The sequence below is a fragment of the Seonamhaeicola sediminis genome (assembly GCF_004358095.2).
Taxonomy (GTDB): domain Bacteria; phylum Bacteroidota; class Bacteroidia; order Flavobacteriales; family Flavobacteriaceae; genus Seonamhaeicola; species Seonamhaeicola sediminis.
On record NZ_SMZJ02000010.1, the window covers coordinates 1 to 20,948 of the forward strand.

The window sequence follows — 20,948 nt, forward strand, 5'->3', positions numbered from 1 at the left end:
AAAAACCTTGCTCGTATTCAGATACAACCAAACGTTTGAAGTTCTCACTGTAATTTCTTGGGGGCTCTTGCTTTTTTCTTAACTGCCTTTTGTTTCCCATTGTTCTAAATGTTATGGTCAACTTTTTTCAGGACGAGACATCATAATAAAAAAATACCTCTCATGGGGTGTTTTTTTATTGGCTATTTTCTAATAATGAATCTGTTTTTCCATATAACAATTCGGCGACTTCAATTAGCTTTTTTATCATATCGTTTACATTAGAATAATCATTAAAAAGCGAGGATGCCATTTCAACAGTAATCAAGTCTTTTCTAATTAATTTGTCAATAGATTTATTACTAGACCTAATACTCTCTTTGGCATCTTGCTTTAGTTGTTTAAGCTGTTGCTCATACTTTTTGCTATCGCCATTGCTGTCTTTCCTAAACAGATAAATTACGCGAAGTACTTTGGCCATTTTTTTTCTTAAGTCATCATACGCATTATGCAAATGTACGTTATCACTTTTACCTGCATAAGTTACATTTTTATTAAGCTCTCTGGCATCTTTTATAATCTCAACCATTTTTCTGTTGGCTATTTTAATTTCACCAATCATATTGGTTTGCTTTTTATTTAAGTTTAACTTGCTTTGGGCGGTAGTTGCAAACCTTATAATCTCTCCGTAAATAGATTTTACTTTGGTATAATAAAGTTCATCTACATTAGTCTTCAAATCTTCCTGCGAATGCTTTACCAATTGTTTTAGTTTCATCTTAGATTTTACATCTTCTCTATGAATATTCAAAGCATGTGCAACAATCTCAAAAATAGTGTTCTTGTACAAATACTGCGATTCTTGAACTAAAGCTGTTATAGCAGAGCCTGGAAATTTTAATACAGCCGGGTTAAGAAATTTAGGTTCATCAACTTCTTTAGTGGTTTTCTCTTTAAAAAATCGCAATAAAAAGCGTTCTAGCCTGCTTATAAAGGGTATCATTAAAACAACTCCCAACACGTTAAAAATAGTATGAAACAAAGCCAACTTTAGCGTATAATTTGTTGAAGCTATTTGAAGTGTTTCTGATAGGTTGTTAACTAATTTGGCCAATGGAAATATTAAAGCCATTGTAACTAAACCCGTTACAACATTAAAAATGAAATGAGCCACCGCTAACCGTTTACCAGCACTGTTTGAACCTAAAGCTCCTAAAACAGCTGTTATTGTAGTACCAATATTAGCACCAATAGCTAATGCCAAAGCATTCTCATATTCAATTTGTCCTGCAGAAAGTGCGGTTAATATAAGTGCTAAGGTAGCACTACTAGACTGTAGAATGGTAGTAACAACAACACCAAGACCTGTATAAATAAGCACTCCTAGAAATCCTGAAACAGCATACTCAGACAAATCTATGTATTCTTTAAACACATCAAACCCCTCCTTCATGTAATGAATTCCCAAAAAGAAAAAACCAAGGCCTGCTAGTACATTTCCTATACCTTTATAAACCACTTTTTTCTGAAAAGAAAACACAATTCCAAAAACAAGCATGGGTAATGCTAAGGCAGATATTTTAATTTTTAGACCAAAACCCGCTACCAACCACGCGGTAGCTGTGGTTCCAATATTGGCTCCAAATATTAAACCTAAGCCACCACCAAGAGATATTAACCCTGCACTTATGAATGATATGGTGATTACCGAAACTAATGAACTTGATTGAATTAACGCTGTAACCGCCGCTCCCGTTGGAATACTTTTGTATAGTTTATTAGTGGCATTTTTTAAGATATTCTGTAAGGGTCCTTTGGTAAAAACCTTGAAACCTTCTTCTAACATAATCATGCCAAAAAGCAAAATAGCAACCCCAGCAGAAATTGTTTTAAAATTAGGGTTTAAATAAAGTATTACTCCTAAAACAAGCAAAAGCCCAAAAAAAATAGACTTTCTAATCATGTAAATTATTTTATGTAATTATTAGTGAGCTTCAAGATAGCGCAAAGTAATTTCTAAAAAAAATAACTTTTTGTGAGACCAATATAAATAAGCACTAAAGATTCGGTCCATACAACTCTCCCCTGTATAAGTTGGCTTATAAAACTTTAGAATTTGGTTAACTTACAAATACTTATATTTAAAGTATATGAAAACATTACCTCTATTAATAGTACTTGTAGTACTTATGCCTTCTTGTGAACAAACACTAACGCACACAGAGTTATTGGAAAAAACCATTAAGTATCACGACCCAAATAGTAATTGGGCAACCTTTAACGGTAAATTAAGTATTACTTCAAAAATACCCGAGAAAACCTCAAGGTATAGTGATATTGAAATAAATTTACCCAACGAGTTTTTTAAGGTTATTACTAGAAGAGATTCTATTATAACACAAATGACTGTTAATAAAAACCATTGTGATTTCGCTTTAAATAATTCTAAAATTATATCAGAGGAAGACATTAGAAAATATAATCTAATTTGTGATCGTGTCCATCTTTATAAAGACTACTACACCTATTTGTACGGATTGCCTATGAAGTTAAAGGATGTTGGAACCAATATTCACCCCAAGATTGAAAAGAAAAACTTTAAAGGAAAAGATTATTTAGTTCTAAAAGTTACTTACCACGAAAAAGTTGGAAACAATATTTGGTATTTTTATTTCAATCCCAAAACCTACGCTATGGAAGTATATCAATTCTACAAAACTGATGATAGTGGAAACAAAAAAAATGATTCTGGAGAGTATATTCTTTTAACTGAGGAAAAACTTGTAAATGGTATTAAAATGCCAAAAAATAGAGCTTGGTACTATAATAAAAATGATAAACTATTAGGTGTTGATATTTTGAACTAAAGAAAAAGCATCGTAATTACGATGCTTTTTCTTATGAAATTTAAGTCCCTTTAAAAGAAACAAACTATTAAAAAGTTTTCGTTAACTATCCTTCACAGCTAGTACATTCTTTTTTCTGTTTAAATTTTTGAGCTGCGTTCATACTATGTTGATAATACAATGACTTTAAGCCTAGTTTCCAGGCAGTTACATAAATTTTATTAATATCTTTAACAGGCATATCAGGATGCACAATAATGTTCACAGATTGTCCTTGATCTATATGGTTTTGTCTGTTTGCCGCTTGATAAACAATGGTTAATTGGTCTATTTCAGAATAGGTTTTGAATACATCACGTTCATGCTCTGTTAAAAATTCTAAATGCTGAACAGAGCCATCATAATCTCTAATACTTTTCCATACCTCGGGTGTATTCATTCCCTTTTCTTCAAGTAAATTTAATAAGTACGGATTCTTTATGGTAGTCTTAATTTTAGCAATATCCTTAACATAAATATTAGACCAAATTGGCTCGATACCTTGAGAAACCTGACCTAGAATGAATGCTGAAGATGTAGTGGGTGCAATAGCATTTAATGTAGCATTACGTCTCCCATACCCTTTTAAAACTTCTGGTTCTCCAAAGCGTTCTGCTAATTCTTCAGAGGCTTTATATGATTTCTCCTTAATTACTTTAAAAATTTCACTATTCAATTCATAAGCCTCAGCACTATCAAATGGTAACATTTTAGATTGCAACAAAGAATGCCATCCTAAAGCACCTAACCCTAATGCTCTATTAGCTTTTGCAAAATTATAAGCACGCTCCATAAACATGAAGGTTTGTCTGTCATCTAAATCACTAGAATCTCTAAACTCTTCAAGTTTATCAATAAACTCTGTAATTACAGCATCTAAGAAATATACCATAGTTTCAACAGCATCGGTATCTTTCCATTTATCATAGTGTAATAAATTTATTGAAGAAAGCACACACACAAAAGACCATTTTTCATTAGAAGGTAGCATAATTTCGGTACATAAATTACTTGCCACAATCTTATGGTTATTCTCCTTATAAACCTGTGGAGCCTGGTTATTAGCATGGTCATTAAAGAAAATATAGGGATAGCCTATTTCACCTCTACGCTGAATTACCTTGGCCCATATAGAACGCTTATCAACATCGCCATCAATCATTTCCTGCATCCATTTATCACTAACCGTAACGCCATGTGTTAACTCTTGTATAGAATTCCCTTCAGTACCAATTTCTAAAAACTCATTAATATCTGGGTGCTCTACTGGTAAGTATGGAGAAAAACGCCCACGTCTTACAGAACCTTGACTAACCACATCTACCATTTTCTCAAAGAGTTGCATGATATGAACAGCTCCTGAAGACGCCCCATTGTTTTTTACTGGAGCTCCTCTATGTCTGAGGTTTCCAAAATATCCAGAAGTTCCGCCACCTAACTTAGACATCATCCCTACCTCGGATTGCGTATATAGAATATTACCCATATCATCTGCGATATTAGATCCAAAACAACTTATTGGCAAGCCTCTTTTCTTACCGAAATTAGACCAAACAGGTGAGGCTAATGAGAAGAAACCTTCTGACATATACTTATAAAATTTGTCTGCATAACCTTCTATTTGAAGAATTTGTTCAGCTCTATCTGCTATTTCTCGAATTCTTTCCTCTGGAGTTGCCTCGTCTGTTAAGTATCCAGACGCTAGAAACTTACGGCTGTTTTCGGTTAACCATTCAAATTTTAAGTCTTCTTTAGAATTATTGACATTTTTAATTTGCTCCTTACGGGCATTAATTAATTGGTCATAATTAGATTGTTGTTCTGTGGTCTGGTTGTCTTGTTGCTCTGTGTTAATTTTCATTTTTTAAAAAAGGTCGTCGCTAGTTATACTTTTTGTTCTTTTACTATAGTTAATGGATCTTTTCACAAAGAAATCTCCATGTTTGGTTCCAATTATCTCATCATCAAACCATTCGGTCTGAGCTACTAATGCCTCATCGATATCAAATACCTTATCTATTCCAATGCTTTCTAATGAATTATTAAACCTGTTTTTAATAAATTCATTTACCACATCTTTAGGCAAGAAGTCTAATTCCCCTTCTTCAAAAATCCAGTCTACAATATCACTTTCTGCCTTAAAAGCTTCTTTACATATTTCTTGAATTTTCACCCCATAATCATCTCCAAACCAGGCCGGATTTTCCTTTTGGATAATTTTAATAACATCAATTCCAAAATCACCGTGAATTTGTTCTTCTTTTGAAGTAGCTTCAACAACATTAGAAATACCTTTAAGCATATTTTTATGCTTGTTGAAAGCCATAATAATCAAGAACTGAGAAAATAATGATACGTGCTCTATAAATAATGAGAATAATAAAATAGATTCTGCATACTCTTGGATATTTTCACTTTTAGAATTTTTAAGAGCTGTTTCCAAATAATGCACGCGCCTCATAATTACTGGCTTCTTTTTAAGCGCCTTAAACTCTGCATTTAATCCTAAAATCTCCAACAAATGTGAATAGGCATCATGGTGACGCACTTCACTCTCTGCAAAGGTTGCTCCCACAGATCCAATTTCTGGCTTAGGCATTTTTTGATAAATGTCTCCCCAAAATGTTTTAACGGCTACCTCAATTTGAGATATAGCTAACATGGTGTTTTTTATGGCAGATTTTTCTACAGAATTAAGCTGCGCTTTAAAATCTTGAATGTCACTTGTAAAATTAAACTCAGTATGTATCCAATAAGAATGTCTAATGGCATTTACATACTCATATAAATCTGGATATTCATAAGGCTTCAGGTTAATACGCTTTTCAAAGATATTAGCTTGTCTCTTTCTAGCTTGTTCATCTCTGTAGAGAATATAAGCCTTTGCAGCATCATGAAACGCACTATCCATTAACTTATCCTCAACAATATCCTGCACCTGTTCTACGGTTGGAATATATCGAGTATCCAGAGCTTTTCTGGCTAGGAGCGATTCAAAAACTCTGTCTGAGATATCACTGGCATCTTGCCTAGATCCATGATTAACCGAAAGCATTGCTTTTTCAATGGCATTTGTGATTTTGTCTAAAACGAAAGGAGTCGTTTCGTAATCTCGTTTAATAATATGCGTTATTTCCATATTGTTGGTTTAGTTAAAAATTGACATACAAAACCTTGCAGGATATTCCTGAAAATACACCGAAGCAATCCCGTGCACTTTAAAAACTTTGTTGAAAAATCTGCTAAAAAATAATCCAACAAAGATTATAATTTGTTTAATGTATCTTTTTACTCAGAATTGAGTTTCACAAAGATTGTAAAATGATTGATACGTTTTTAGACAAATAAAAAAACGTTTTCAACAAGTTTTTAACAAAGAAAAAAACGCTTAATTTTTAAGAAGTTTACAAGAAAAAACATGTAAGTAATTAATAATCAATTTTTTATGTTTTTTACAAAATAAAAAAGTTTACAAAAAAATAATATACTCTTAACTTTAAAGAACCCTTTAATTTACTGGGTTTTTTTGAGTTTTTTTGAAGATGTTTACAATGTTTTAGCAACTTTTTCAAGCTCAGCATACCAATCTTCACCAAATTTTCTTATGAGTGCTTCCTTTACAAATTTATAAACAGGAACACCTAATGCTTCACCCAACTCACATGCATCGTCACAAATTTGCCATTTGTGATAATTTACTGCTGAAAATTCGGTGTAATCTCTAACCCTAATAGGGTATAAATGACAAGAAACCGGTTTCTTCCATGAAATTTCTCCTTGGTTATAAGCTTCTTCAATGGCGCACATAGCTACATTATTTTCATCAAAAATAACATAAGCGCAATCTGCATTATTAATCAACGGTGTTTCAAGTTCTCCGTCTTCAGTAGTTATATAAGTACCTTGTGCTTCAATAGCAGCAATACCTTCTTTACGCAGAAAAGGTTTTACCTTTGGGTAGATATCTTTAAGAATATCAATTTCCTCCTTATCTAAAGGGGCTCCCGCATCACCATCTATACAACAAGCTCCTTTGCATGCAGATAGATTACACAGAAAATCTTTCTTGATGAGATCATCAGATACAATGGTTTTACCTAACTGAAACATGAAACTTAAAAATTAGCCCACAAAGATAAACTTTCAAATTGTTATGTATTGCGATTTAATAATAAATACAGACCTTTGCACAAAAATTTTAATCATGGTGCAACTTAATTTTAAGGAAATTATTACAGCCTTTATGGTTTTGTTTGCTGTTATAGATATTGTAGGTAATATTCCCATAGTACTTGATTTAAGAAAAAAAGTAGGTCATATACAAAGTGGTAAAGCATCCCTCATTGCGGGATTTATTATGATTGTTTTCCTCTTCCTTGGGAAAAGCATTTTAAACCTAATAGGTATTGATGTAAACTCTTTTGCGGTTGCTGGAGCCTTTATTCTTTTCTTTATAGCTCTGGAAATGATATTGGGTATTACTCTTTATAAACAAGAAGAAACTAACCCCATGACTGCTTCAGTGTTTCCTCTAGCGTTTCCGCTAATGGCAGGTCCAGGTAGTTTAACCACGCTTTTGTCTTTACGTGCCGAATTTAGAGTTGAAAACATTATCATTGCTATTATATTAAATGTAATTGTCATTTTTATTGTTTTAAAGACCTCTAAAAAAATTGAGCATTTTTTAGGCGCTAATGGAATTAGTATTATTAGAAAAGTCTTTGGTGTGGTTTTATTGGCTATTGCTGTAAAGTTATTTACTGAAAATATTAAAGTTTTATTTGACTAGTTATGAGAATTATTACTACCATTATCATTGTTTTAGCTACAGTAATGGCTATTTTCAATGCTACTAAAATTGATTTTGAAAAACCTTTTGAAGGTGACAGCATGATTGCTATAATTACAATTTTGGCGGCTTTATGTGCTATTGTTTTAATGCTTATTTTAAGAATATCAAAACGTATTGAACAAAAAGTAAAAGAAAAAAAATAACATGTTTGATGTTCTAATAATTGGTGGTGGCGCTGCAGGTTTATCGTGTGCTTTAGTTTTAGGTTCTGCTAAAGAAAAGGCCTTTGCTAATGATAAACATATTGGTATTATTGTACACCAAAAAACTTCGCATTTACAAACAGCACTGTTTAATAATGTACTTGGACTTGCTCCCGGCACTACTGGAGCCTCAATCTTACAAAGTGGGAAACAACAATTATTTGATTTATACCCACATATAGAACAGATAGAAAAAGAAAAGGTTTTAGAAATTTCCAAAACCAACTATGGATTTGAGGTTAAAACCAACAAAAACATTTACCAGACTAAAATTGCAGTAGTAACAGTAGGTTATACTAATTTAATGCGCATTAAAGGACTTGAACAGTATGTGGAGGCACACCCAAGAGATGTTGTTGAAAAAGAACGTATATGGTTAAAAAATATAGACCATTTGATTGAAGAAAACCTTTATGTAGCTGGCACTCTTGCTGGCTGGCGTTCTCAATTTGCTATTGCTTCTGGAAGTGGTGCTCACGTGGCAACCGATATTTTAACACATTGGAACAATGGGAAGCATACCAAGGTTCATGATAAAATAGAATAAAAAAACAGGTTTTATTAACCTGTTTTTATTATCTGTAGTATTACCAGAATTTCCACCAAGGCTTTGCTTCATCAGGAGTAACTAATTCAACTTCTTTGGCAGCATCTTTCATAGTAGTTGCTAAAACTGTATAAACTTCTACCCAAGCATTTTTAACATCTGGAGTAAAACTCTTTTTTCCTAATCCTGTTTCTAATGTATATATGAGGGCGGTTCCAACCGTATCATAATGACTATCTTTAACTCCATATCCCACATGATTTCTACCTAGATTTTGAACTGCTGGAACAATAGCTTCTAAATTGTTCAACCCGTTTACTGCAGTACCTATCATGGTCATTAATTTTTTTCCCTGTTCTTTCATATCTCCTTTAAATAAGGGCTTAAGAGTAGGATCTAAATCAAATAATTTATCATAAAATATCTCAGCAGCTTTATCAGCAATAGGAACAACTTTTTCAAATGTTCCTTGTACTAATTTAATAGTTTTGGTATCCATATTTTCGTTTTAATTTAAAATCAATAAATATGAGCAAAACTAATAGCTATTTAAGAAATTAAATATGGATAATGTCAGTTAAAAATATGATTAATCGTAGGTTTAAAACAATAGGTTTTTATCTTGCTTCACTCAACTTAATCACCTCATCAATCATGATGTCAGTTTGGTTAAAGACTTCTTCAAAAGCACCATTACCAAAGAGTTGATCTGCAAGGGTTGCTTTAAGGTATTGTTTCACTTCGTCATTGTAAGCTACAAAAGTTATTTTGTTTCGGGTTTGGGTGTTAACGTAGTCTTGAAATTTTACAACAAGTTCATCATCAACTTTAAAGCTATCAATAAAGTCACGTCTTGAAATACCATCATAGGCATGCCGGTCTAAATCCAGTTGTCTGAAAATAAAATTATCAAAAAATTGATATTGCTCAATATATTGCAGTGTTTCATTATGTAAGCTATTATCAATAGGCACAAATACATCTGGAATGATACCACCCCCACCATAAACCGTTTTTCCTTTTGGGGTTTTGAACTTTAAAGAATCTGCCACTTCTATTTTGCTAGGATCTAATAATTCGCCACTATCTAATCTATCAAAATACTCCTCAAAATAGTCTTTATGTCCGTTCTTTTCATAAGGTCTTTGAATAGATCTCCCCGTTGGTGTAAAGTAACGTGATACCGTTAAACGTACGGCGCTACCATCACCTAAATCCATTTCACGTTGTACCAAGCCCTTTCCGTAACTTCTACGCCCTACAATAGTACCCTTATCATTATCTTGCAGCGCCCCTGCAACTATCTCACTGGCAGATGCGGAATTTTCATCAATGAGTACATATACTTTACCCTCTTCAAAACTACCTTTTCTAGTAGCGTAACTTTTTTCTACATCACCCCGCTTATTTTTAGTAAAAAGAATAAGCTTATCCTTTCCTAAAAATTCGTCTGCTAATTGTTCAGCTATATGTAAAAATCCGCCAGGGTTTCCTCGCAAGTCTAAAGCAATTTCTGAAGCTCCTAAATCAATAAGTTTTTTAAGCCCTTTTTTAAATTCTTTATATGTAGATTCGGCAAATCTATTAACCTTTATATATCCTAATTTCTCGGTGAGCATATAAGCAGCATCTACACTTTTTATTGGTATTACACCGCGCTTTACAGTAAAATTTAGGAGTTTTGACTCTCCCTTTCTCAGTACTGTTAAATTTACTTTAGAATCAACTGGCCCCCTCAATCTATTGACAATATCATCATCTTTTACACCTCTGCCATAAAGTGAATCGCCATTAGCCATCAAAATTCTGTCACCCCCTTTTATACCTGCTTTTTCACTTGGACCACCTTCTACAGTTTTAATAACTGTAATAGTATCTCTGAAAGTGTAAAAACTCACGCCAATACCTACAAAGTCGCCTTTCATGTTTTCAGTACTACGTTGCATGTCTTCTTTTGGGATATACACCGAATGCGGATCCAGATTATCTAAAATACCATTAACAGTAACGTCTACAATGCTATCTGTATTAACGTCTTCAACATAGTCATAGTCTATGTAATCAATAAGTCGATTCAGTTTATCCTTTTTACTGTTTGTGGTGAATAATCTATCTGGAGCATCACTAAAATTTAATTTACCACCAATAAAAATACCGGCTGCAATAGCAATTCCCAGAACAAATGGTAAATATTTTTTTTGATAGGACATTATGCTGACAAATCTTCAATTAACTTTAATTCAATTCCTGCTTTTTTTAAAAATTTCAATCCAGAATCATCTTTATATCCCTTGTTATAAACAACTCTTACAATTCCTGCCTGATGAATCAACTTACTACACTCCTTACAAGGTGATAAGGTTATATATAACGTGGCTCCTTTGCATGATTGGGTAGATGCTGCAACTTTTAAAATAGCATTAGCTTCGGCATGCAATACGTACCATTTTGTATAGCCTTCTTCGTCCTCGCAATAGTTTTCAAAACCAGATGGCGTTCCGTTATACCCATCAGAAATTATCATTCTATCCTTTACTATTAGGGCGCCAACCTGCTTGCGTTTGCAATAAGAGAGTTTTCCCCATTCTTGGGCAATTCTCAAATAGGCTTTATCATACTTTAATTGCTTACGTTCTAACATTAATCTGTTTATAATTATACCTTATGCAAAAACGTTATTTCAGATTTAATTAGTGATTTATTACTATAATCAATAACTCGTTGAAATAAATATTTCGATAACGGTTTGTCGTATTTTGAGCATAAAACTCTTAAGTTAGATACAAAAGAAACTCATGCCTTAATACCTCATACAAAATATAACAACGAATATACTTGGTTAGTATTTTAATTACAACGTAGTTACTTAAAGTTTTATAAAAGTTTAACGTTTTTAAGCTAAATAGTCACTACCCATTATCATAGGTATAACCAACCCAACTACAATGGCAGATATTACCATTACCCAATCTCTTTTGGAAAACCTAAAAATAGTTTGACCCATGTAGCCTAAAAATAGTACCACAAAAACTATGATGATTTGCGCTATTTCAATGCCTAATGCAAACTCTAATAAAAGGAGAAATTTGTTATCTGAATCTCCAGAAAAAATATGAAACTCACGAGCAAAACCTAAACCGTGTATCAATCCAAAAAACAAGGTTGACAAAAACAACACACCTACTTTTTCTTTTTGAGCACCTTTCCCAGCTGTAAACACATTAAAAAGAGCTACTATTAAAATAGTAATAGGTATTAAAAACTCTACCAACTGCCCATTTATACTCACTGCGCCATAAGCTGCTAAAACCAAAGACAATGTATGACCCAAAGTAAAAGTAGATATCAGCAACAACACACGCTTCCAATCTTTAAATAAATAAGGAACCGTTAAAACCATTAAAAATAGCACATGATCATAACCATTTATATCAAGCACATGGTTGATTCCATATTCTACATTAAACCAAAAATTTTCAAGCATATTTTTATTTTAATTTAAATTCAGAGTGTTTCAAAAGTACATGAATTTTTATTAATTGAATAAAAAATAAACTATTCCCATATATTTGCGTTATACATGTAAAAAACGTTTTTATGAGTAGATTGATTTTAAGTGCCTTAGGTGTAATTCTTGTTGTTTTTTCGTGCAAAAACTCTCAAGAAAATGAAGGTGACATTAATATAAATAAGGATAATCAAGAAATAACAGAAAAAGATATTTCTAACATTGATTATATAGAGTTTTTATTAGACGAAAAAACCGAAAAACATACTGCTGATTGGATAGAATACAACCAAATTCAAGAAATAATTGGCAATGTGAAAAAAGGCGATTTATCCTTCTTACAGAAAAATAGAGCCGTTATTGACTCTACTTTAACAGAATTAAAACTGTATATTCCTGAGCCATTAAATTCTCCTTCAATAAGTGCCAGAATAAATGCTTTTGAAACTAAAATGTTAAACCTTGAAAGCATTTACAATCTAAACACAACCACAAAGGAAGATCTTTTAAAAGCACTAAAAGATTTTTTTGTAGCTTTCTCTAACTTAAACCTACAAATGAATAAAAAAGTAGAGTTTGATAACCTTGATATTCAAAAGCCTTAAAGTATGGAAAGAAACCTACTTTATGTTGCCATTTTTTTTCTTACCCACTTTGGACATGCCCAATATAATCCAGACGCTCCTTGGATGAAATCTTTAAACCAAAGCAAAGCATCACTCTCCAAAAGGACTGGTTCCCCTCTGACATTTAACGAAATTGTTAGTGCATTTGACACGTTTTGGAAAGATAAAGATGCTAATAAAAAGGGAAGTGGACACAAACCATTTAAAAGATGGGAAAACTACTGGAAAAATTTTGTAAAAGAAGATGGAACGCTTCCAAATTCAAGAGAATTATGGGATGTATGGATAAGAACACAAGAATATAAGCAGAGTAGCCTTAATGCAGACCTAAGTAATTGGCAACCTATTGGTCCTACAGATTTTATTAATACAGGTTCTTGGAGCTCAGGTATTGGAAGGATTAATGCTATCATTGTAGATCCCAATGATTCCAACACGTATTACGCAGGTGCACCAGCTGGAGGCATCTGGAAATCAATTAATTCTGGTTCGTCATGGGTTCCTTTATCTGATAATTTACCTCAGATTGGAGTTTCAGGTATTGCGATTGATTATTCTGATTCTGATATTATTTATATAGCTACTGGTGATGATGATAATGGAGACACTTTTAGCATAGGAGTTATGAAGTCTACAGATGGTGGCACTACTTGGAATACAACTGGTTTGTCTGCAATCACAAGTGAGCAGTTATTAATGAACGATATTTATATACATCCTTCAAATTCAAATATTTTATGGGTTGCCACAAGCCGAGGTGTATATAAAACGATTGACGCAGGTGTTAACTGGAGTAATATTAATGGCACCCAGAATTTAAACATCAAAGATATTAAACTTAAACCTGGAGATCCTGATACTATTTACGCTGTAACTACCAATACGTTTTATATTTCAACAGACGCTGGAGAAACATTTACCAACTCTGGCTTTGGAGCAGGTTTACCATTATCTTCCAACCGCTTAGTTATTGATGTTACTCCAGACAACAATAATGTCATTTATGTTTTAAGTAGTGCCTCAGACGATAGCTTTCAGGGACTTTACAAATCAACTAACTCTGGAGTAACTTTTATTGAAATGGATGCAATGGTTCCTGCTACGAAAACTGAATATCCAGATTATAATGATGATCTTTTTGATCATAGTATACAAGCATATTACGATATGGCTTTAGCTGTAGCCGATTCTGATGAAAACGAAGTATATGTTGGTGTTCTTAATATTTGGAAATCAACAAATGGGGGTGATAATTTTGAAGAAGTAAATGAATGGCATCAACCAAGTACAGCATCTTATTCTCATGCCGATATTCATCTTTTACGATTTTATAATGGTGCTCTTTTTGCCGGAACTGATGGTGGGTTTTATAGAACAACTGATGGTGGTACTAATTTTACAGATTTAACTGCTGGTTTGCAAATTGGACAATTTTACAGACTCACTGTTTCTAAAGAATCCTCAGAAAAAATGATTGGAGGTTTGCAAGATAATGGTGGTTACGCCTATAACAATAGCAATACTTGGCTAAACTACTATGGTGCTGATGGTATGGATACTGCTATCAATCCTGATAACTCTAATTTAATGTACGGCTTTATTCAATATGGTAGTGGTCTATATGGTTCTGCCAATGGTGGTAATAGTAGAAATTTAGTTATTGATGCTCCTGCTGACGAGGTGGACGAAGAGAATAGTGATCAAGGCGGTAATTGGGTAACCCCCTTAATGATGAATAGGGATGGTAACTTGTATGCAGCTTATTCAAGTTTATATGAACTTTGTGGAGGCTATTGGTCTAGAATTTCATCTAACTTTGGAAGCAATAACAATATTGACGTCTTAGAAATAGATGAAGTAAACCCTGATAATATTTTCATTGCTCTAAATAATGACCTACATAAAAGTTCTGATAAAGGAAGTTCATTTACCAATATTGAATCATTCTCATCCAATATCACGTCTATTGAAGTAAATAATAATACCAACAATATTGTGTATGTAACCACTTCAGGATCAACTGGAGGCGTTTATAAGTCCATTGACGGAGGATTAACTTTTAGCAATATAACGGGCTCGCTTCCTAACATCACCAAAAACATTATTAAACATCAAAACTTACACAGCCAAAACCCTTTATTTTTAGGAACCAGCCTTGGTGTTTACAGATATGATGATACCGTTGGAGATTGGGAAGCCTTTGAAAATAACCTACCTAACGTTTCTGTAACAGATTTAGAGATAAATATTAACGATGGCAATATAACAGCAGCCACCTATGGAAGAGGGGTTTGGCAAACAACTATTCCAACTGAAACCATTTCTGATGAAATAAGCTTGGAAGCATTAAGTGACATTCATGAAGTGGTTGCTTGCGGTTCTTCAAGTAGTGCTAAAGCTTTGGTAAAAAATAGAGGCACTAATACTGTAAGTTCTATTACAATAAACTATTCCTTAAATGGAAACCCAAACAACACCATTTGGAATGGGAGTTTATCTCCTGATTCTTCTGTATTTATTGATATTCCATCTATGGTGTTATTTGGTACAGGTTTACAGGAGGTAAAGGTCAATGCTACAACTTCAGGAGACACATTCTCCAGTAACAATGAACTAATTACTTCCTTTTACTCTAATGAATCTGGTTTATTAAACGTGGTTAATGAATTTGAATCTACCTCTGATGAATTAGTAACTTTTGATGATAATAGTACTTGTGCAGGCTATTGGGAAAGAGGTGAGCCCACTGGAACTCTTCTAAACATGACACAATCGGGTACTAATGTATACGGAACCAACTTATCGGGAGCGTACGGGAATAACTTAAAAAGTTACTTGGTTTCTAAATGTTATGATTTGTCAATACTCACAAATCCCTTGCTTAAATTTTACATGGCCTTTGATTTAGAGCTTAACTATGACATTATGTATGTAGAATACAGCATAGATAATGGTTTAAACTGGCAGATTTTAGGAACCGCCAATGATGTTAATTGGTATAACAGTAGTACATTACCAGGGTCTAATTGCTACAATTGTCCTGGAGCTCAATGGACAGGCGCTGATACCACCATGAAAGAGTACAGTTATAATCTTTCGGCACTAAACAATGAAACCAATATAATTTTCAGATTTGTATTTCATTCAGACGAATTTACAACTAACGAAGGGGTAATTATTGACGATTTTAGTATAGAAGGTACTTTAAGTAGTGACGAAACTCCTTTACAATCAGTTGTCTATGTGTATCCTAACCCTGCTCATAATCTGTTTAACATCAGTGTTAAACATATCAACTCGTTTTACTTAAACGTCACAGACATTACTGGGAAAACTATCATGCAAAAGTACCATGTTAAAAACACAAATGGTTCTTATAAGTTAGACATGAGTGGTTATGCGTCTGGTATTTATTTCTTAAATATTAATTCAGAAATAGGTACTGCTACAAAGAAATTACTATTGAAATAGTATTAAAGTTAGTTTATTTTTGAGCGTTCCTCATAAACTCCTCAGCCTTTTCAACCATATTTTTACTACCGCAAATAAACGGTACACGCTGGTGTAATTCCGTGGGTTGTACATCCATAGTTCTTGTAAAACCATCACTTGATTTACCATTGGCTTGTTCTGCTAAAAAAGCCATGGGATTACACTCATATAATAAACGTAATTTCCCATTAGGATTTTTAGAACTTTGTGGATATAAATAAATACCTCCCTTAATCATATTACGGTGAAAATCTGAAACTAAAGAACCTATATATCTAGAAGTATATGGTCTATCACCAACTTCCTCTTGACAATACTTGATATAATTTTTTATACCTTGAGGAAAATCAAAATAATTGCCCTCATTTACAGAATATATATTACCATCTACTGGGAATTCCATTTTAGGGTGAGATAAATAAAATGAACCAATGGCTGGATTTAAAGTAAACCCATTAACGCCATCACCTGTAGTGTAAACTAACATAGTAGAGGTACCATAAACCACATAACCAGCAGCAACTTGCTCACTTCCTTTTTGCAAAAAGTCTTCTAACTGAACTGGAGTTCCAACAGGTGTTACTCTTCGGTAAATTGAAAAGATGGTTCCCACTGAAACATTGACATCGATATTTGAAGAACCATCTAATGGATCAATTAAAACCACATATTTATTTTGATGATTTTCATCTTGGCTGTTAATTGTTATAAAATCATCTTCCTCTTCACTAGCTATTCCACAAACAATATTTCTTTTAGTTAAAGTCTGAATAAATTTTTCATTAGCATAAACGTCTAATTTTTGCTGATCTTCTCCTTGAATATTAGTGTCACCAGCAGCACCTATAATATCAACCAAACCTGCCTTATTCACCTCGTGATTTACAATCTTAGCCGCTAGTCTGATTGAATTTAGTAAGCTCGATAGTTCTCCTGAGGAATATTGAAAAGAGGTTTGGTTTTCAATAATAAATTCCCCAAGGGTTTGTTTTTTGTGAGACATAGTTATGTTAGTTTAATTTGCTACAAATATCTATTAATTTTAACAGACCTACAACGTTTTCGTACTAGAATAATGTATGATTTTCTTTTTACTTTAGCTTATATTTGAAGTTATATTCGATTTACAATGAATTTCACAATTAGAAAAGCTACAAAAAAAGATATGCCAGCAGTATTAAAATTAATCAAACAATTGGCAGAATATGAGAAAGAACCTGATGCTGTTGAAGTAACTATTACAGATTTAGAAAAAGATGGTTTTGGAGAAAACCCTGCCTTTTTTTGTTATGTTGCTGAAGTAAACAACAAAGTAGAAGGTATTGCCCTTGGGTATCACCGTTACTCTACCTGGAAGGGAAGAACTATTCATTTGGAAGATCTCATTGTAAACCAAAATTTGAGGGGTTCTGGTATAGGTTCGGCTCTATTTGATGAATTTGTAAAGCATGGATACCAACTTGGAGTTAAACGTATAAATTGGGAAGTTTTAGACTGGAATACACCAGCTATTAACTTTTATGAAAGTAAAGGTGCTAATGTAATGCGTGATTGGGATGTGGTTCAAATGAGTGAAGACAGTATCAAAAAATACATAGCAAAACTAACTTAGTAATGCAAATATATAAGTTTGGTGGAGCTTCTGTTAAGGATGCTAGTGGCGTTAAAAATCTTGCATCGGTTCTAAAAAGCATAGGCTATAAAAACACTCTGGTTGTAGTATCTGCCATGGGTAAAACCACAAACGCCTTAGAACTAGTTGTTTCAAATTATTTCAATAATAAAACAGAACTTCAAAGTTCAATTCAGGAAGTCATTAAATACCACAATGATATTTTATTCGATCTTTTCGATCCTGATGGATATGGGGACGAAAATCACGCTGTTTTCAAAAAAATAAAATCTTTTTTTGACGGGCTTAACATATTTCTTAGAACTAATAAATCCCCTGACTTTAATTTTGTGTATGACCAAGTGGTTTGTTTTGGTGAACTGGTCTCTACCACCATTATTAGTGAATATTTAAACTCTATAAACATTAAAAACCAATGGATTGACTCCAGAGAATTAATTAAAACCGACGCCTATTACAGACGCGCTAATGTAAATTGGGCAACCACACAAAACCTAATAAGCACTAAATTAAATACGAGTATTTTAAATATAACACAGGGGTTTATAGGTAGTGATGTTAACAACTTTACAACTACACTAGGCAGAGAAGGAAGTGATTATACTGCCGCTATTTTTGCCTATTGCTTAAATGCTCAAAATGTTACAATCTGGAAAGATGTTCCTGGTGTATTAAATGCAGACCCTCGATATTTTGAAAACGCACAATTACTTCATCAAATATCATACAGAGAAGCCATTGAGTTGGCTTTTTATGGTGCTTCGGTTATACATCCTAAAACATTACAGCCACTTCAAAGAAAAGAAATTCCATTACATGTAAAATCGTTTTTAAATCAAAAAGAATCTGGTACAACAGTAGGAAAAGGTGTTGCTCTAAAACCTTTAATTCCTTGTTTTATTGTAAAGAAAAATCAGATATTAATTTCATTATCATCCTTAGATTTCTCATACATCGTAGAAGATAATATTAGTGAGATTTTTAGTTTACTACATACTTATAAAATGAAAGTAGATGTTATACAAAATTCAGCCATTAGTTTTTCAGTATGCGTAGAGAATATTTATAACAATCTTGAAAAATTGTTACAAAAGTTAAGAGCTAAGTTTAGTGTTACCTGTTACGAGCAGGTGTGCTTGTATACTATTACACATTATAATGATCAAGTTATAAAGCAATTAGAACAAGGCAAAACTATTTTATTAAAGCAATTAACTCAAGAAACCGTTCAAATAGTCACCAAATAGTTTAAGCGTATTTTTTCTTGTATTAGATACACTATTTATTATTTAATTAACAACCTTTAATTTAGTCGATACACATTTTTTCATTTCACTTTTTTGAAATAAAAAATGGAAAAATTCATGTACTTTTACGCTCATGAACAAACATCAGGATTTAGGTTTGGTAACCGCCAAAGAAGTAGCCAAAGCCATTCAACTAGAAAAATATGGCTTTATTGGCACTTTCATAGGTTGGATTTTGATGAAGGTTCTTAAAATTTCTACACTCAATAAAATTTATAAACGCAATAAGCATTTAAGTCATTTAGATTTCTTAAACGGTATTCTGGGAGATTTTCAAATAAAATTTGAAATCCCTGAAGAAGACTTAAAACGTTTACCAAAAGAAGGGGCTTACATTACTATTTCTAATCACCCCCTTGGGGGAATTGATGGTATTTTACTTTTAAAGCTGATGCTTGAACAACGTGAAGATTTTAAAATTATCGCTAATTTTTTGCTTCATCGTATTGAACCTATGAAGCCATACATCATGCCCGTAAACCCTTTCGAGGACAGAAAAGACGCTGCCTCTAGTGTTGTTGGTTTTAAAAATTCAATTTTACATCTGCGTGAGGGGCATCCTTTGGGCATTTTTCCCGCCGGAGAAGTATCAACATATAGGGATGGCAAGTTGGTTGTTGACAGACCTTGGGAGGAAGCAGCCATGAAATTGGTTAAAAAGGCAGAAGTTCCAATAGTTCCTATATATTTTCATGCTAAAAACAGTAAACTTTTTTACAAGCTCTCTAAAATTAGTGATACGTTTAGAACTGCAAAACTACCCTCTGAATTACTTACTCAAAAGCGCAGAACTATAAAAGTTAGAATAGGAAGACCTATTACTGTAAATGATCAAAAGGAGCACAAAACTCTAGAAGATTTTACAGAATTCCTGAGAAAGAAAACCTACATGCTTTCAAATTCTTTTGAAAAAAAATCCAAAATACTTGATAATATTTCTTCAACTTTAAAAACGCCTAAACCGCCAAAACGCATCGTAACACCTATTGAAACCAGTGTTATGGAAAATGAAGTTGAAGCACTAAGACAAAACAATTCTAGATTACTAGAGAGCAAAAACTATGAGGTGTTTTTAGCTGAAGCTGATAATATACCTAACATACTAAGAGAAATTGGTCGTTTGCGTGAAATTACCTTTAGAGAAGTAGGCGAAGGCACCAATGAAGCCATAGATTTAGATACATTTGACACCTATTACCACCATATGTTTTTATGGGATAATGAGAGTAAACTTATTGCCGGTGCTTATCGTATGGGCTTGGGCTCTAGAATATTTGAACGTTATGGCATTAATGGTTTCTATTTGCAAGATCTGTTTAGGTTTGAGCCAGAACTTTACAAAATGATGAGTGAATCTATTGAGATGGGTCGTGCATTTATTGTTAAAGCTTACCAACAAAAACCCATGCCGTTATTTTTGCTTTGGAAAGGTATTGTTCATACTACCTTACGTTATCCAGAACATAACTTTTTAATTGGTGGTGTAAGTATAAGCAATCAGTTTTCAAATTTCTCTAAATCATTGATGATTGAGTTTATGAAATCGCATTACTATGATCCTTACTTAGCACAATTTGTTCGCCCTAAAAAAGAATTTAAAGTAAAGTTAAAAGATGCCGATAAAGATTTTGTTTTTGATGAAACCGAAGCCGATTTAAACAAATTTGATAAAATAATTGATGAAATAGAACCAGGGGCCTTAAGGCTTCCCGTGCTATTAAAAAAATACATAAAGCAAAATGCGCGTTTGGTGGCCTTTAACGTAGATCCGTTATTCAATAACTCGGTAGATGGGCTTATGTATATTAAAATTGCCGATCTACCCGAAAGCACTGTACGCCCTGTAATGGAGGAGTTCCAAGCCGAGTTAGAAAGAAAATCTTTCGATTGTAGATAACAGAAGTCTTTCATATAAT

Annotated in this window: 18 protein-coding genes; 9 read left to right on the forward strand and 9 right to left on the reverse strand. The window is 33.1% G+C overall.

Translation table 11 applies throughout. From position 1 onward, the window contains the following. Positions 1 to 175 precede the first annotated feature (175 nt). Positions 176 to 1,942 (reverse strand): Na/Pi cotransporter family protein, encoded by a 1,767-nt coding sequence (locus E1J38_RS12995; RefSeq protein WP_133357329.1) that lies wholly within the window; start codon positions 1,940 to 1,942, stop codon positions 176 to 178. 187 nt (positions 1,943 to 2,129) lie between these two features. Between E1J38_RS12995 and E1J38_RS13000 the strand changes: the two genes are divergently transcribed. Next, complete coding sequence (locus tag E1J38_RS13000) at positions 2,130 to 2,846, forward strand: DUF6503 family protein (RefSeq protein ID WP_133357328.1); 717 nt, start codon at positions 2,130 to 2,132, stop codon at positions 2,844 to 2,846. Positions 2,847 to 2,931: 85 nt separating this feature from the next. On the opposite strand, the gene E1J38_RS13005 is transcribed toward E1J38_RS13000, so the two are convergent. From E1J38_RS13005 to E1J38_RS13015, 3 genes are all read right to left on the reverse strand, one after another. Then, the gene (locus E1J38_RS13005) at positions 2,932 to 4,725 is read right to left on the reverse strand and encodes a ribonucleoside-diphosphate reductase subunit alpha (RefSeq protein WP_133357327.1); all 1,794 of its coding nucleotides are present in this window, start codon (positions 4,723 to 4,725) and stop codon (positions 2,932 to 2,934) included. Positions 4,726 to 4,728: 3 nt separating this feature from the next. Beyond that, the gene (locus E1J38_RS13010; RefSeq protein ID WP_133357326.1) at positions 4,729 to 6,003 is read right to left on the reverse strand and encodes a ribonucleotide-diphosphate reductase subunit beta; all 1,275 of its coding nucleotides are present in this window, start codon (positions 6,001 to 6,003) and stop codon (positions 4,729 to 4,731) included. A gap of 407 nt (positions 6,004 to 6,410) precedes the next feature. Beyond that, positions 6,411 to 6,974: a DUF3109 family protein gene (locus E1J38_RS13015; protein ID WP_133357325.1), complete on the reverse strand. Its 564-nt coding sequence runs from the start codon at positions 6,972 to 6,974 to the stop codon at positions 6,411 to 6,413. Positions 6,975 to 7,071: 97 nt separating this feature from the next. Between E1J38_RS13015 and E1J38_RS13020 the strand changes: the two genes are divergently transcribed. Genes E1J38_RS13020 through E1J38_RS13030 form a run of 3 tightly spaced genes read left to right on the forward strand, consistent with a single transcriptional unit; the run spans position 7,072 to position 8,466 of the window. Further along, the gene (locus E1J38_RS13020) at positions 7,072 to 7,653 is read left to right on the forward strand and encodes a MarC family protein (protein ID WP_133357331.1); all 582 of its coding nucleotides are present in this window, start codon (positions 7,072 to 7,074) and stop codon (positions 7,651 to 7,653) included. 2 nt (positions 7,654 to 7,655) lie between these two features. Further along, entirely contained in the window at positions 7,656 to 7,859 is a 204-nt protein-coding gene (locus E1J38_RS13025) for a hypothetical protein (RefSeq protein WP_133357324.1), read from the forward strand. Position 7,860: 1 nt separating this feature from the next. Beyond that, positions 7,861 to 8,466: an FAD-dependent oxidoreductase gene (locus E1J38_RS13030; RefSeq protein WP_133357323.1), complete on the forward strand. Its 606-nt coding sequence runs from the start codon at positions 7,861 to 7,863 to the stop codon at positions 8,464 to 8,466. Positions 8,467 to 8,506: 40 nt separating this feature from the next. On the opposite strand, the gene E1J38_RS13035 is transcribed toward E1J38_RS13030, so the two are convergent. The 4 genes from E1J38_RS13035 to E1J38_RS13050 form a co-directional block, all read right to left on the reverse strand. Continuing rightward, positions 8,507 to 8,965 (reverse strand): globin family protein, encoded by a 459-nt coding sequence (locus E1J38_RS13035; protein ID WP_133357322.1) that lies wholly within the window; start codon positions 8,963 to 8,965, stop codon positions 8,507 to 8,509. A gap of 118 nt (positions 8,966 to 9,083) precedes the next feature. Next, positions 9,084 to 10,676, reverse strand: a complete 1,593-nt coding sequence (locus E1J38_RS13040) for a S41 family peptidase (RefSeq protein WP_133357321.1) — start codon at positions 10,674 to 10,676, stop codon at positions 9,084 to 9,086. Next, positions 10,676 to 11,107 (reverse strand): deoxycytidylate deaminase, encoded by a 432-nt coding sequence (locus tag E1J38_RS13045; protein WP_133357320.1) that lies wholly within the window; start codon positions 11,105 to 11,107, stop codon positions 10,676 to 10,678. The genes E1J38_RS13040 and E1J38_RS13045 overlap by 1 nt, the downstream gene beginning before the upstream one ends. Positions 11,108 to 11,359: 252 nt before the next feature. Further along, on the reverse strand, positions 11,360 to 11,950 hold the full coding sequence (locus E1J38_RS13050) for a HupE/UreJ family protein (RefSeq protein ID WP_133357319.1): 591 nt from the start codon (positions 11,948 to 11,950) through the stop codon (positions 11,360 to 11,362). A gap of 113 nt (positions 11,951 to 12,063) precedes the next feature. On the opposite strand from E1J38_RS13050, the gene E1J38_RS13055 reads away from it, so the two are divergent. Both E1J38_RS13055 and E1J38_RS13060 read left to right on the forward strand, forming a co-directional pair. Beyond that, a complete protein-coding gene (locus E1J38_RS13055; protein WP_133357318.1) occupies positions 12,064 to 12,579 on the forward strand; it encodes a hypothetical protein in 516 nt (171 codons plus the stop codon). Between the two features lie 3 nt (positions 12,580 to 12,582). Next, positions 12,583 to 16,071 carry a T9SS type A sorting domain-containing protein gene (locus E1J38_RS13060; protein WP_133357317.1) on the forward strand — a complete coding sequence of 1,163 codons (3,489 nt, stop codon included), beginning with the start codon at positions 12,583 to 12,585 and terminating at the stop codon, positions 16,069 to 16,071. A 13-nt stretch (positions 16,072 to 16,084) separates the two neighbouring features. Here E1J38_RS13060 and fbp read toward each other — a convergent pair whose 3' ends face one another. Next, positions 16,085 to 17,095, reverse strand: a complete 1,011-nt coding sequence (gene fbp, locus E1J38_RS13065; RefSeq protein WP_133357316.1) for a class 1 fructose-bisphosphatase — start codon at positions 17,093 to 17,095, stop codon at positions 16,085 to 16,087. Between the two features lie 126 nt (positions 17,096 to 17,221). On the opposite strand from fbp, the gene E1J38_RS13070 reads away from it, so the two are divergent. From E1J38_RS13070 to E1J38_RS13080, 3 genes are all read left to right on the forward strand, one after another. Next, positions 17,222 to 17,704 (forward strand): GNAT family N-acetyltransferase, encoded by a 483-nt coding sequence (locus E1J38_RS13070; protein WP_133357315.1) that lies wholly within the window; start codon positions 17,222 to 17,224, stop codon positions 17,702 to 17,704. A 2-nt stretch (positions 17,705 to 17,706) separates the two neighbouring features. Continuing rightward, positions 17,707 to 18,972, forward strand: coding sequence for an aspartate kinase (locus E1J38_RS13075; RefSeq protein ID WP_133357314.1), 1,266 nt, complete (start codon positions 17,707 to 17,709; stop codon positions 18,970 to 18,972). Between the two features lie 133 nt (positions 18,973 to 19,105). Then, positions 19,106 to 20,929 (forward strand): GNAT family N-acyltransferase, encoded by a 1,824-nt coding sequence (locus E1J38_RS13080; protein ID WP_133357313.1) that lies wholly within the window; start codon positions 19,106 to 19,108, stop codon positions 20,927 to 20,929. Positions 20,930 to 20,948 lie beyond the last annotated feature (19 nt).